This window comes from Blastococcus sp. TML/M2B (genome assembly GCF_016612865.1).
Taxonomy (GTDB): domain Bacteria; phylum Actinomycetota; class Actinomycetes; order Mycobacteriales; family Geodermatophilaceae; genus Blastococcus.
In genome coordinates this window covers 559,788-572,875 of the sequence record NZ_JAENZZ010000001.1, presented here as the reverse complement: position 1 = coordinate 572,875, position 13,088 = coordinate 559,788, and the positions used below count along the sequence as shown (strand labels likewise).

General features: G+C 74.5%; 12 protein-coding genes and 1 tRNA gene. 4 read left to right on the top strand and 9 right to left on the bottom strand.

Annotation, left to right across the window (positions count from 1 at the left end):
• Positions 1 to 152 precede the first annotated feature (152 nt).
• The gene (locus JKP75_RS02705; RefSeq protein ID WP_200489298.1) at positions 153 to 1,619 is read left to right on the top strand and encodes a sigma 54-interacting transcriptional regulator; all 1,467 of its coding nucleotides are present in this window, start codon (positions 153 to 155) and stop codon (positions 1,617 to 1,619) included.
• Positions 1,620 to 2,060: 441 nt separating this feature from the next.
• On the opposite strand, the gene JKP75_RS20260 is transcribed toward JKP75_RS02705, so the two are convergent.
• Entirely contained in the window at positions 2,061 to 2,303 is a 243-nt protein-coding gene (locus JKP75_RS20260; RefSeq protein WP_242471144.1) for a hypothetical protein, read from the bottom strand.
• Between the two features lie 767 nt (positions 2,304 to 3,070).
• Between JKP75_RS20260 and JKP75_RS20255 the strand changes: the two genes are divergently transcribed.
• The 3 genes from JKP75_RS20255 (at position 3,071) to JKP75_RS02690 (ending at position 6,078) form a co-directional block, all read left to right on the top strand.
• Positions 3,071 to 3,610, top strand: coding sequence for a hypothetical protein (locus tag JKP75_RS20255; protein ID WP_242472978.1), 540 nt, complete (start codon positions 3,071 to 3,073; stop codon positions 3,608 to 3,610).
• Between the two features lie 310 nt (positions 3,611 to 3,920).
• Entirely contained in the window at positions 3,921 to 4,724 is an 804-nt protein-coding gene (locus tag JKP75_RS02695) for an SGNH/GDSL hydrolase family protein (RefSeq protein ID WP_309229458.1), read from the top strand.
• Positions 4,725 to 4,857: 133 nt separating this feature from the next.
• Positions 4,858 to 6,078: an acetyl-CoA C-acetyltransferase gene (locus JKP75_RS02690; protein WP_200492748.1), complete on the top strand. Its 1,221-nt coding sequence runs from the start codon at positions 4,858 to 4,860 to the stop codon at positions 6,076 to 6,078.
• 136 nt (positions 6,079 to 6,214) lie between these two features.
• On the opposite strand, the gene JKP75_RS02685 is transcribed toward JKP75_RS02690, so the two are convergent.
• The 8 genes from JKP75_RS02685 to eno all read right to left on the bottom strand — a co-directional run bounded on the left by JKP75_RS02685 (position 6,215) and on the right by eno (position 13,037).
• On the bottom strand, positions 6,215 to 7,012 hold the full coding sequence (locus JKP75_RS02685) for a Bax inhibitor-1/YccA family protein (RefSeq protein WP_200489300.1): 798 nt from the start codon (positions 7,010 to 7,012) through the stop codon (positions 6,215 to 6,217).
• A gap of 59 nt (positions 7,013 to 7,071) precedes the next feature.
• Positions 7,072 to 8,727 carry a M20/M25/M40 family metallo-hydrolase gene (locus tag JKP75_RS23295; protein ID WP_200492747.1) on the bottom strand — a complete coding sequence of 552 codons (1,656 nt, stop codon included), beginning with the start codon at positions 8,725 to 8,727 and terminating at the stop codon, positions 7,072 to 7,074.
• Positions 8,728 to 8,808: 81 nt separating this feature from the next.
• Positions 8,809 to 8,882, bottom strand: a tRNA-Leu gene (locus tag JKP75_RS02675).
• 43 nt (positions 8,883 to 8,925) lie between these two features.
• The gene (locus tag JKP75_RS02670) at positions 8,926 to 9,666 is read right to left on the bottom strand and encodes a uracil-DNA glycosylase (protein WP_309229457.1); all 741 of its coding nucleotides are present in this window, start codon (positions 9,664 to 9,666) and stop codon (positions 8,926 to 8,928) included.
• A gap of 30 nt (positions 9,667 to 9,696) precedes the next feature.
• Positions 9,697 to 10,647 (bottom strand): Ppx/GppA phosphatase family protein, encoded by a 951-nt coding sequence (locus tag JKP75_RS02665; RefSeq protein WP_200489303.1) that lies wholly within the window; start codon positions 10,645 to 10,647, stop codon positions 9,697 to 9,699.
• Positions 10,644 to 11,153, bottom strand: a complete 510-nt coding sequence (locus JKP75_RS02660) for a DUF501 domain-containing protein (RefSeq protein ID WP_200492746.1) — start codon at positions 11,151 to 11,153, stop codon at positions 10,644 to 10,646. The genes JKP75_RS02665 and JKP75_RS02660 overlap by 4 nt, the downstream gene beginning before the upstream one ends.
• Positions 11,150 to 11,656 carry a septum formation initiator family protein gene (locus tag JKP75_RS02655; protein WP_309229456.1) on the bottom strand — a complete coding sequence of 169 codons (507 nt, stop codon included), beginning with the start codon at positions 11,654 to 11,656 and terminating at the stop codon, positions 11,150 to 11,152. Before JKP75_RS02655 ends, JKP75_RS02660 begins: the two co-directional genes overlap by 4 nt.
• 100 nt (positions 11,657 to 11,756) lie before the next feature.
• Positions 11,757 to 13,037 carry a phosphopyruvate hydratase gene (eno, locus tag JKP75_RS02650; RefSeq protein ID WP_200489304.1) on the bottom strand — a complete coding sequence of 427 codons (1,281 nt, stop codon included), beginning with the start codon at positions 13,035 to 13,037 and terminating at the stop codon, positions 11,757 to 11,759.
• Positions 13,038 to 13,088: the final 51 nt, after the last annotated feature.

The following is a 13,088-nucleotide window of genomic DNA, read 5'->3' as shown; positions in this document are numbered from 1 at the left end:
ACAGTTCCCGAGAGCTTTTCGCGGACGGCGGTCGAGTTGCAGCGGTGGCATGCCGATGACGACCGCGCCGGAGCCGGGAACTCATCGGCCGACGAACGGGAACCCGCCGACGAGCGCCCCGTTCCCGGCGTCGGCGTCGTACCGTTCCTGGGGTGACGGACACCGCCGGAGTCGCTACCGGACCGACCACCCCTTCCCCCGCTGCCACGACCCTGGGCGAGCTGCGCGCGAGCGGCGCCGTCCCGCGCCCGGTCAAGGCCGAGATCCGCGCCAACCTGCTCGCCCGCCTCGGCCGCGGCGAGCCCAGCCTGCCGGGCATGGTGGGCTTCGAGGACACCGTGCTGCCCGAGGTCGAGCGGGCGCTCATCGCCGGCCACGACCTGGTGCTCCTGGGCGAGCGCGGCCAGGGCAAGACCCGGCTGATCCGGACCCTCGTCGGCCTGCTCGACGAGTGGACGCCCGTCCTGGTCGGCAGCGAGCTCAACGAGCACCCGCTGGCCCCGATCAGCGTCTGGGCCCACCGGCAGATCGCCGAGCACGGCGACGCCACGCCGGTCGGCTGGCTGCACCGCAGCGAGCGGTTCGGGGAGAAGCTCGCGACCCCCGACACCAGCGTCGGCGACCTCATCGGCGACGTCGACCCGATCAAGGTCGCCGAGGGCCGCACGCTCGGCGACCCGGAGACGGTGCACTACGGGCTGGTCCCGCGCACCAACCGCGGCATCTTCAGCGTCAACGAGCTGCCCGACCTCGCCGAGCGGATCCAGGTCGCCCTGCTCAACGTCCTGGAGGAGCGGGACATCCAGATCCGCGGCTACCGGGTGCGGCTGCCGCTGGACCTGCTGCTGGTCGCCAGCGCCAACCCCGAGGACTACACGAACCGCGGGCGGATCATCACCCCGCTCAAGGACCGGTTCGGCGCCGAGGTGCGCACCCACTACCCGATCGAGCTCGCCGACGAGATCCGGCTGCTGCAGCAGGAGGCGCAGACCTCCGCGCTGGGCGGCGACGGGCACTCCGCACCCCTCGTGCCCGAGCACCTGGTGGAGATCGTCGCCCGCTTCACCCGGCTGGTCCGCGAGTCCAGCCACGTCGACCAGCGCTCCGGCGTCAGCGCCCGGTTCGCCATCGCCGGGCTGGAGACCGTCGCCGCCTCCGCCGTCCGCCGGGCCGCGATCGCCGGGGAGACCCGGCCGGTGGCCCGCGTGGTCGACCTGCCCAGCGTCGTCCCGGCCAGCCGCGGCAAGGTGGAGTTCGCCGACTCCGGCAGCGACAACGACGACGACCGCGAGCTGGAGATCCTGGACCACCTGCTCCGCCAGGCGACCGCCCAGACGTTCCGGGCGCGCTGCGCGGGCCTGGACCTCACCGGGCTCCAGGAGCACTTCACCGGCGGCGAGACGGTCGAGTCCGGGGAGCTGGTCAGCGCACCGGCGCTGCTCGGGCAGCTCGGCACGATCCCGAAGCTGGCCGAGCTGCTGGGCCGCCTCGGCGTCCCGGAGGGCGAGCAGTCGGCCGAGCAGGCGGCGGCCGCGGTCGAGTTCGCGCTCGAGGGCCTGTACCTGACCCGGCGGCTGGCGAAGGACACCGACGGCGGCCGCACGATCTACGGGGCCTGAGGTGACCACCCGCCGCGGGCCCAAGGGGTACCGCTACGGACGCTGGCGCGGCGGGCCCGACCCGCTCGCCCCGCCCTACGACCTCGGCAACGCCGTCGACGAGATCGGCGACTCCGTCCTGGCCGGCAGCGGGGTGCGCGAGGCGCTGCGCGAGCTGCTGCGCCGCGGCGCCGAGGGCCGGCGCGGCCTCGACGACCTGCGCCGCTCGGTGCGCGAGCGGCTGCGCAAGGCGCGCACCGCCGGCCGGATGGACGGCACCCTGCAGGAGGTCCGCGAGCTGCTGGACCGCGCCGTCGAGGCCGAGCGCCGGGAGCTCTTCCCCGATCCCGACGACGCCGCCCGGCTGGCCGAGGGCGAGCTCGACGCACTGCCCGAGGACACGGCGGGCGCGGTGCGCGCGCTCAAGGACTGGCAGTGGCGGTCGGAGGAGGCGCGCCAGGCCTACGAGCAGATCCAGGACCTGCTCCGCAAGGAGGTGCTCGACAGCTCCTTCGCCTCGATGAAGCAGGCGCTGGAGAACGCCGGCGAGCAGGACATGCAGGCGATCAAGGACATGGTCGCCGACCTCTCCCAGCTGGTCGACGCGCACAACCGCGGCGAGGACACCGACGAGCGGTTCGCCGACTTCATGGAGAAGCACGGCCAGTTCTTCCCCGACGACCCGCAGTCGGTCGAGGAGCTCATCGACTCCCTCGCCCGGCGCGCCGCCGCGCAGGAACGCATGATGGCCGGGCTCTCCCCCGAGCAGCGGGCCGAGCTCGCCGACCTCATGGCCCAGACCATGGAGGACATGGGGCTGGCCAGCGAGATGGCCCACCTCGGCGACGCGCTGCGCCAGGCCCGCCCCGACCTGCCGTGGGGACGACGGGGCCAGGTGCCCGACGGCGAGCAGGCGCTCGGCATGGGCGACGCCACCTCCGCCGTCGCCGAGCTCGCCGACCTGGAGGCGTTGTCCAACCAGCTCTCCCAGGGCTACGCCGGCGCCTCGCTGGCCGACATCGACGAGGAGCTGCTCGAGCGGGCGCTCGGCCGGCCCGCCGTCGACGACCTCGCCGCGCTGCGCCAGATGGAGACCGAGCTGGAGCGGCAGGGCTACCTCAACCGCTCCGGCGGCAAGCTGGAGCTCTCCCCCAAGGCGGTGCGCCGGCTCGGGGCGACGGCGCTGCGCCGGGTGTTCGCCCAGCTCGACGCGGCGGGCCGCGGGGACCACGACGTCGCCGACGCGGGTGCGGCGGGCGAGCTCACCGGCAGCTCCCGGGAGTGGCGGTTCGGGCGACGAGCAGCCGCTGGACGTCGTCCGCACGGTGAAGAACGCCGTGCTGCGGACGGCGCACGAGCCCACGCGGGAGCACGACCGCCGGGTGCGCATCGCCGTGGAGGACTTCGAGGTCGTCGAGACCGAGCGGCGCACCGGTGCGGCCGTCGCGCTGCTGGTCGACCTCTCGTACTCCATGGCGCTGCGCGGCACCTGGGGTGCGGCGAAGTCCACCGCCATGGCGCTGCACTCGCTGGTCACCACCCGCTTCCCCCAGGACGCGATCGAGATCATCGGGTTCGCCTCGACCGCCCAGGTGCTCAAGCCCTCGACGCTGGCCGAGCTCTCGGTGGACACGCTGCAGGGCACCAACCTGCAGCACGGCCTCATGCTCGCCCGGCGGTTCCTGGCCCGGCACCACGACGCGGAGCCGGTGGTCCTGGTGGTCACCGACGGCGAGCCGACCGCGCACCTGGAGGACGACGGGACGCCGTTCTTCTGCTGGCCGCCGATGCCCGAGACGATCGCCCGCACGGTGGCCGAGGTCGAGCGGGTGGCCCGGTCCGGCGCCACGGTCAACGTGTTCGCCCTCGACCCCGACCCGGGTCTCGTGCACTTCGTCCACGACCTCACCGAGCGGGCCGGCGGCCGGGTGTTCACGCCCGACAGCGACCGGCTGGGCGAGTTCGTCGTCGCCGACTACCTGCGGTCCCGGCGCGGCCGCAGGAGCCGCTGACGGCACCCGCACGGCGGGCTCCTCCTCCCGGGGGACACCGGTCCGACCTGCGGGTCCGGTCCGGATAGCCTCGGGACGGGAGACCGACGGGGGGAGGCACCGTGACCCGAGCGACCGTGGCCCGGCGGCTGGCGACCGGGGCCGCCTACGGCGGTGGCGGGGTCGGCCTGGCCGGTGCCGCCCTGTTCGCGCTCATCCGCGAGGAGGCCCGCGCCGCGCGGCGCCGCGTCGACGCCCGCCGTGAGCCCGATCCGCCCTCCGGCAACGGGATCTACGGCGGCGCGGCCGCGGGAAGCCGATCCGCTTCACCGTGCTCGGCGACTCCAGCGCCGTCGGTCTCGGCGTGGAGCGGGCCGCGCAGACCCCGGGCGTGCTCATCGCCTCGGCGCTGGCCGAGCTCGCCGAGCGGCCGGTGCGGCTCACCCGGCTGGCCGTGTCCGGCGCGAAATCCCCGCAGCTGGACGCCCAGGTGGACGCCGCGCTCGAGGAGCGGCCCGACGTCGCGCTGATCATGATCGGCGCCAACGACGTCACCAGCCGGACCCGGCCGGCGGTCTCGGTCCGCCACCTCGGGGACGCCGTCCGCCGGCTCACCGCGGCCGGCGCGGAGGTCGTCGTCGGCACCTGCCCGGACCTCGGCACCATCCGGCCCATCCGCCAGCCGCTGCGCACGCTCGCGCGGCGCTGGAGCCGGCAGATGGCCGCGGCGCAGACGATCGCCGTCGTCGAGGCCGGCGGGCGCACCGTCTCGCTGGGCTCGGTGCTCGGGCCCTCGTTCGCCACCGACCGCTCGCTGTTCAGCCGGGACGAGTTCCACCCGAGCGCCTACGGCTACGCGCACGCCGCCGCGGTGATCCTGCCGTCGGTGGCCGACGCGCTCGGCGTGTGGCCGGAGTCGGCCGACCGCCGTCGCGGCCCCCGCCGCCGCGACACCGTGCGGCCGGTCGCCAGCGCGGCCGCCCGCGCCGCCAGCCGGCCCGGCAGCGAGGTGCAGCCCGCCGAGGTCCCCGGCACCGACACCGGCCCCTGGGGCGGCTGGGCGCTGCTGCGCCGCCGTCGTCCCCCGGAGCTGCCGGCGCCGGACGAGTCCGACCGGGAGCCGGTCGCCCCCTGACCGCGCGCGTGACGCGGGCCACAGACGGTCCCGCGGTGTGCCGGGGCTCATAACCCGGAAAGCGGCCGGGGTAGTTTCAGAGGCGACCCGACGTCCGGCGACCGTGGCCGGACCCCCTCATCGTGGAGGACCCATGCCCGAAGCAGTCATCGTCTCGACCGCGCGCTCGCCCATCGGCCGTGCCTTCAAGGGCTCCCTGAAGGACATGCGCCCCGACGACCTCGCCGCGACCATCGTCAAGGCCGCCCTCGACAAGGTCCCGGCTCTCGACCCGCGCGACGTCGACGACCTCATGCTGGGCGTCGGCCTCCCCGGCGGCGAGCAGGGCTACAACATGGGCCGCGTCGTCAGCGTCCTCATGGGCATGGACCACCTGCCCGGGACGACGATCACCCGCTACTGCTCCTCGTCGCTGCAGACCACCCGCATGGCGCTGCACGCCATCAAGGCCGGCGAGGGTGACGTGTTCATCTCCGCGGGCGTGGAGATGGTCTCCCGCTTCGTGAAGGGCAACAGCGACGGCCTGCCGGACACGAAGAACCCCGTCTTCGAGCAGGCGCAGGCCAAGGCCGCCAAGGACGCCGAGAGCGGCGCCGAGACGTGGGAGGACCCGCGCGAGAACGGCGAGCTCCCCGACGTCTACATCGGCATGGGCCAGACCGCCGAGAACCTCGCGCTGATCAAGGGCGTCACCCGCCAGGAGATGGACGAGTACGCCGCGCGCAGCCAGAACCTGGCCGTCGAGTCGATCGACAACGGCTTCTGGGCCCGCGAGATCACCCCGGTCACCACGCCCGACGGCACCGTCGTCAGCCAGGACGACGGCCCGCGTCGCGGCACCACCGTCGAGGGCCTGTCCGGCCTCAAGCCGGCCTTCCGCCCCAACGGCCGGGCCACCGCCGGCAACGCCTGCCCGCTGAACGACGGCGCGGCCGCCGTGGTCGTCATGAGCGACACCAAGGCCGCCGAGCTGGGCCTGACCCCGCTGGCCCGCATCGTCTCCACCGCCGTCACCGGCCTCTCGCCGGAGATCATGGGCTACGGCCCGGTCGACGCCTCGAAGCTCGCCCTCAAGCGGGCCGGCATGACCATCGACGACATCGACCTCGTCGAGATCAACGAGGCGTTCGCCGCTCAGGTCATCCCGAGCTACCGGGACCTGAACATCGACATCGACAAGCTGAACGTCAACGGTGGCGCCATCGCCGTCGGCCACCCGTTCGGCATGACCGGTGCCCGCATCACCGGCACGCTCATCAACGGCCTGCAGACCCGGGACAAGACCTTCGGGCTGGAGACCATGTGCGTCGGTGGCGGCATGGGCATGGCGATGGTGCTCGAGCGCCTCTCCTGATCCAGCGCTGACCGCAGCGGCCCGGCTCCCTCTGGGAGCCGGGCCGCTGTGCGTTCCGGGCCGTGCCGGCCCGGAGACGACCGTGGCCCGGCCCCTCGCGGGGACCGGGCCACGGTCGGTTCGTGCCGGGGTGCGACTACTCGCGCAGGTAGCTGAGCAGTCGCAGGATCTCGACGTACAGCCAGACGACCGTGACGAGCAGGCCGAAGGCGACGTACCAGGCGAACTTCGCCGGGGCCCCGCGGCGGATGGCCTCGTCGGCCAGGTCGAAGTCCATGAGCAGCAGGAACGCCGCGATGCCGATCATGACCAGGCTGAACAGGATGCCCAGCGGGCCGTCGCTGCGGATGCCCAGGCCGTCGTCCAGCCAGAAGTAGGACACGAAGTTGGCGAGCATGAGCACCAGGGCGCCGATGAGCGCACCGAACACCCAGCGGGTCAGCTTCGGGGTCACCCGGACGGCACCGGTCTTGTAGACCACGAGCATGCCGCCGAAGACACCGAAGGTGCCGATCAGCGCCTGGATCACGATGCCGGGGTAGACGGTGTTGAAGGCCTCGCTGATCGCGCCGAGCGCGACACCGTAGAGGGCGCCGTAGCTGAGGGTCGCGATCGGGTTGGCGATCTGCTTGAACGAGATCACCAGGCCGAGCACGAGCGCGACGAGGATGGCCGGGATGGCCAGGCCCCACGCCGCGTCACCGGGGGCGGCCCACACGGCCGCCGCGGCGAGCACCGTCACCAGGAACGACAGGCCGGTCTTGGTGACGACGTCGTCCATCGTCATGTACCGCGTCGTCGTCGCCGCATAGGGCGAGGGGGCGGCGTACGGGTCCGCCGTCGGGGCGCCGTACTGGGGCTGGGCACCCCAGGCGGTGGCCTGCTGGCCGTTGCCGGCGCCGAGGCCCCGGAACGCCGGGTTGCTGCTGGGCATCGTCATCTCCTCGAGGTGACCGCTGGATCGTGGGGTACACGGTGGTGCACTCCACTCGGTCAGGTCAACGCACCGAGGGCCTGCGTAGTTCCGGCGTGTCGCGGGTTTCCCGCGGGGGTTGCCGCGGCGGCGGGGGCCGGGTGCATCCGGCCCCCGCCGCCGTCGTGCGCGCGGCTCAGGCGACGGCCGCCATCCCGCCGCCGTGCCCGGTCCCGCCGGCGTTCCCCGTGCCGCCGCCGTTGCCGTTGCCGCCGGAGTTGCCCGGGCCGGCCAGGGTCAGCGTGGCGTAGGCGATCGCGTCGGCGTTCTCGTCGAGCACCTGCAGGTCCAGGTTCGCGAGATCGTCGCAGGCCGAGTGGTAGCAGGGGTCGTACGCCTCCCCCCGCCGTCCCGCCGTAGCGCGCCGCCTGCTCGGGGGTCTTGACGCCCTCGGCGCCGGTGAACAGGCCACCGGACGGGATGCCGGCCGACGCGAACGCGTCGTAGTCGCTGCGGCCGTCGAACTCGGTGTCCTCGTGCGCCAGCCCGCGGGCGTCGTAGAACTCCTCGAAGAGCCGCTCGATCGCGCCGGACTCCGGCGTCACGAAGCCCTCGGGCGCCTCGAAGTCCGAGCCGTCACCGTCGTAGACGAAGCGGGCGAAGTTCGGCGAGCCGACCATGTCGAAGTTCAGGTAGGAGCCGATGCGGGCGAGCTCGTCCTCGGGCAGCGAGTCGACGTAGTGCTGCGAGCCGACCAGGCCCAGCTCCTCGGCACCCCACCAGGCGAACCGCACCGGGTGGTCCGGCCGGGTCTTCCGCAGGTTCTCGGCGACCTCGAGGATCGCCGCGCTGCCGCTGCCGTTGTCGTTGATCCCCGGGCCCTCGGTGACCGAGTCGAGGTGGCCACCGACCACGACGACGCCGTCCGGGTCCTTGCCGGGCAGCTCGGCGACGACGTTCTCGGTGGTGCGCAGCTCGCTGACGGCCTGCAGGTCGATGGCGAGCGTCGTCCCCACCAGGGTCGGGCCGAGGGCCGCGGTGGTGTCGAGGACCGGGATGCCGACGGGGGTCCCGACGGTGCCGCCGATCAGCCCCTCGCGGTCCGGCGCCGCGCCGTCGTTGAAGATGACCGCGCCGGCCGCCCCGGCGGCCTCGGCGTTGGCCGCCTTGACCCCGAAGTCGCAGGTGCCACGCTTGATCAGCGCGATCGCGCCGGCGACCTCGGGGCCGAAGTCGGCCGCCTCGCAGCCGCTGTCGGCGCCGGCGATGTCCACCGCGACGGCGACCGCCTCGACCGCGCCGGAGCCGGAGAGGCTCATGTCCTGGAAGTCGGTGCCGTAGGCGTACGTGGCCGGCGCCGGCGCCGTCTGGCGCAGCGTCGGCTCCGCGGTGAGCTGGTAGAAGGGGAACTCGAACTCCTGCCGGTGCACGGTGTAGCCCGCGGCCTCCAGCCGGGACTCCACGTAGTCCGCGGACGCCGTGTAGCCGGTGGTGCCGGATGCGCGGTTGCCGTCGTGCGCGTCGGCGATGCCCTGGAAGGCCGCGAGGTGCTCCTGCACCCCCGCGACGGTCACGCACTCCAGCAGCTTGTCGATGCTGTTGTTGGTCCGCTGCTCGCACGCGTTGCCGCCGGCCTGCGCCGGCCCGGCGGCGACGATCGCCCCGGTGGCCGCCAGCAGCCCGGCCGCGGAGGTGGCGACGAGCCGCGCTCGGCGGCTCGGACGGGCATGGGTCATGGGGTCCCCCGGGGATCGTCTCGTCGGTCGCGCTCGTACGGACGGCTCAACGAGCCCGGCGCGCGGGGGTGACGGACGGAGTGCCCCCGGTCGGGTTCGAACCGACACTCGGACCCTTTTAAGGGGTCTGCCTCTGCCAGTTGGGCTACGGGGGCGGGCGGGCCGCGGTGCAGGGCTGCACGCTAGCGCCGCTGCGGGTCAGCCGGCCGACCCGGCCAGCTCCGTCGCCCGGGCGAGGACGGCGTCGAGCATCGGTTCGGTCAGCTTCCCGGTGAAGGTGTTCTGCTGGCTGACGTGGTAGCTGCCCAGCACGGTGAGCGGGCCGCGGGTGCCGGTCAGCTGCACCTCGGCGCCGTGCCCGAACACCGGCCGCGGCCGCGGGATCGCGTAGCCGGCCGCGGCGAGCACCGGCCAGAGCGCGGTCCACCCGAAGCCGCCCAGGACGACGACCACCTGCAGCCGGGGCAGCAGGTCCAGTTCGCGGGCCAGCCACGGCGTGCAGGTGTCGCGCTCCTCGGGCGTGGGCTTGTTGTCCGGCGGGGCGCAGCGCACGGTCGCGGCGACGCGGACATCGGTGAGCTCGAGGCCGTCGCCGACGTGCGTGGACGTGGGCTGGTTGGCCAGGCCTGCCCGCCACAGGGCGGCGAAGATCCAGTCGCCGCTGCGGTCGCCGGTGAACACCCGGCCGGTGCGGTTGCCGCCGTGGGCCGCCGGCGCCAGGCCGACGACGGCGATCCGCGCGTCGGCCGGGCCGAGGCCGGGCACCGGCCGGCCCCAGTAGTCCTCGTCGCGGAAGGAGGCGCGCTTGACCCGCGCGACCTCCTCGCGCCAGGCCACCAGGCGCGGACAGGCGTAGCAGCCGGAGATGCGCTGGTCGAGGACGGTGAGCTCACGGGTGGCCCGCGCCGACCGGACCACCCCGGCGGGCGTCCGCGTCACGGGGAACCCCCCGGCGTCGACGGCCACGGTTCAGCCCCGGGCGAGGCGCAGCGCGATGCCGTCGAGGATGTCGTGCTCGCTGACCACGACCTCGTCCATGCCGAACTCGTCGACGATGACCCGCAGGATGAGCGCGCCGGCGCCGATCACGTCGACCCGCCCGGGGTGCATGACCGGCAGCGCGGCCCGCTCCGTCCGCGGCATCGCGAGCAGCGACCCGCTCACCCGCCGCACGTCGGCGGCCGGGATGCGCGACCCGTGGATGACGTCGGCGTCGTAGGCGGGCAGGTCGAGGGCGAGCGCGGCGACGGTCGTGACCGAGCCGGCCAGACCGACCAGGCTCACTGCCTCGGCGACCGGCACCTCCTCGGTGACCAGGGCCAGGGCGGCGCGGATGTCGTCGACGGTGGCCTGCACCTCGGCGGGCGACGGCGGGTCGCCGTGCAGCCGCCGCTCGGTGAGCCGAACGCAGCCGATGTCGACCGAGCGGGCCGCGCGCAGGCCGTCCCCGTCGCCGAGGACGAACTCCGTCGACCCGCCCCCGATGTCGACGACGAGGAACGGGGGGCGGGGCGCGGCCGAGCCGTGCGCCGCGGCGGCCGTCTCCAGCGACGCCGTCGCCCCCAGGAAGGAGAGCTCGGCCTCCTCGCGGCCCGGGACGACGTCGGGGAGCCGGCCCAGGGTGCTGAGCACCATCTGCTCGAAGTCGCTCCGGTTGGCGGCGTCCCGGGTGGCGCTGGTCGCGACCATGCGGACGTCCTCGGCGCCGAGCTCGCGGGCGGTGGCCGCGTACTCGGCGAGCACGACGCGGGTGCGCTCGATGGCCTCGGGCGCCAGCCGGCCGGTGGCGTCGACGCCCTGGCCGAGCCGGACGACCTCCATCCGCCGCACCAGGTCGGTGGCGCCGCCGGTGGGCGGCACGTCGGCGACGAGCAGCCGGATGGAGTTGGTCCCGCAGTCGATGGCGGCGACCCGGGTCACGCGTCGTCCCCCGGGCCTTCGGGCAGCGCGCACGGCCCCTTGGCCCACCACTCCCCCATCTCGGCGACCGCGCGGTCGCCGATCGGGTTCACCCCGGGGCCGGCGGCCAGCGCGTGGCCGGCCAGGGCGTGCAGGCACTTGACCCGGTCGGGCATCCCGCCGGCCGTCATGCGGGTGGGCAGGACGTCCTTGGCGTCCCGCTCCGCGAGGTAGGCCTCGTGCGCCGCCCGGTAGCCGGCGGCCAGCTCCTCGTCGGTGGCCAGCTCCTCCTGCCACTCGCGCATCCGGCCGGCCGACTCCAGCCGGCTCGCGGCCGCCGACGCCCGCGGGCAGGTCAGGTAGTACAGCGTCGGGAACGGGGTCCCTTCCTCGAGCCGCGGTGCGGTCTCGACGACGTCGGGCTGCCCGCACGGGCAGCGGTGCGCGACCCCCTCCAGGGCGCGGGGCGTCCGGCCCAGCTGCCGCTCGACGACGTCGCGGTCGGCCGGGGTGATCGGCTCGCTCACTCCTCGGGCTCCTCGGGCAGGTCGCCGTCGGCGCGGGCCACCGACTCCATGAGGCCCTCGAACCAGGGCTGCTGCTCGGCGGGTGCGGCCGCCTCGTCCAGGGTGCCGGCGTCGCCCTCGACGGCCTTGCCGTCGACGACCACGACCAGCCGGTCACCGGGCAGCACGTAGGTGAGCCGCTCGCGGGCCTGCCGCTGGGTCCACGCCGGGTCGCGCTGCTGCTCGATCTGCGCCTCGAGCTCGGCGCCCCGGCGGTCCAGCTCCCGGCCCTCGGCCGTGAGCTCGGCGATCTCCTGCTGCCCCTCCATGTACTGGCGGACGGGGCCGGCCAGGGTGAGGGCGAGCAGCAGGACCAGCGCGAACAGCAGCACCGCCCGGCCGGTGAGCGGCGGGCGGCGGCGGGCGGTCGGCGTGGTCGTGGGCCGGGCGGGCCGGCGCGCGGCGCGGCGCTCCCCCGGCCGGCGGGTGGGGTTCGGCGTCCCCGTCCGCAGCCCGGTGCGCACCGGACGGGTCGTGTGGACCCGCGGTGCGCGACCGGTGCTGCGGGAGCCGGGCGGCGGTGTCCCGCCGCGCCGGCCGCGGACGCTGCTCACGACGGCCCGGTCAGCCCCGGGCCAGGCGCGGGAACGCGGCGGCGCCGGCGTAGCGCGCGGCGTCGTCGAGCTCCTCCTCGATGCGCAGCAGCTGGTTGTACTTGGCGACCCGCTCGCTGCGGGCCGGGGCACCGGTCTTGATCTGCCCGCAGTCGGTGGCGACGGCGAGGTCGGCGATCGTGGTGTCCTCGGTCTCGCCCGAGCGGTGGCTCATCATGCTGCGGTAGCCGTTGCGGTGCGCGAGGTTGACCGCGTCGAGGGTCTCGGTGAGCGTGCCGATCTGGTTCACCTTGACCAGCAGCGCGTTGGCCGCGCCGCGGGCGATGCCGTCGGCCAGGCGCGCCGGGTTGGTGACGAAGAGGTCGTCGCCGACCAGCTGCACCCGGTCGCCGAGGGCCTGGGTCAGCGAGATCCAGCCGTCCCAGTCCTCCTCGTCCAGCGGGTCCTCGATCGAGACGATCGGGTAGGCGTCGACCAGGCCGGTGTAGTACTCGGCCATCTCCGCGGCGGACAGCTGCTTGCCCTCGAAAGCGTAGGAGCCGCCGGAGTGGAACTCGGTGGCGGCGACGTCCAGGGCGAAGGCGACGTCGGTGCCGACGGTGTACCCGGCCTGCTCGACGGCGCGGACGATGAGGTCCAGGGCCGCCCGGTTGCTGGACAGGTTCGGCGCGAAGCCACCCTCGTCACCGAGGCCGGTGGACAGGCCGTCCTTCTTCAGCACGGCCTTGAGCGCGTGGTAGGTCTCGGTGCCCATGGCCAGCGCCTCGGCGAAGGTCGCCGCGCCGATCGGGGCGATCATGAACTCCTGCACGTCGACGTTGCTGTCGGCGTGGGCGCCACCGTTGAGGATGTTCATCATCGGCACCGGCAGCAGGTGCGCCGAGGGGCCGCCGACGTAGCGGAACAGCGGGAGGCCGGCGGAGTCGGCCGCGGCGCGGGCGACGGCGAGGCTCACGCCGAGCAGCGCGTTGGCGCCCAGGCGGGACTTGTCCGGCGTGCCGTCGAGGTCGATCAGCCGCTGGTCGACCAGCCGCTGCTCGCTGGCCTCGAAGCCCAGCAGCTCCGGCCCGATGACGTCGAGGACGCCGTCCACGGCCTTGGTCACGCCCTTGCCGCCGTAGCGGCTGCCGCCGTCGCGCAGCTCCACCGCCTCGAAGGCGCCGGTGGAGGCACCGCTCGGCACCGCCGCGCGGGCGATCGTCCCGTCGTCGAGGGCGACCTCGACCTCAACGGTGGGGTTTCCGCGCGAGTCGAGGATCTCCCGCGCGCCTACGGCATCGATGCTCGGCACGGGGGGCAGCCTAACCAGGAGACCTCTTCCGTCACGACAGCCTCGCCCGAC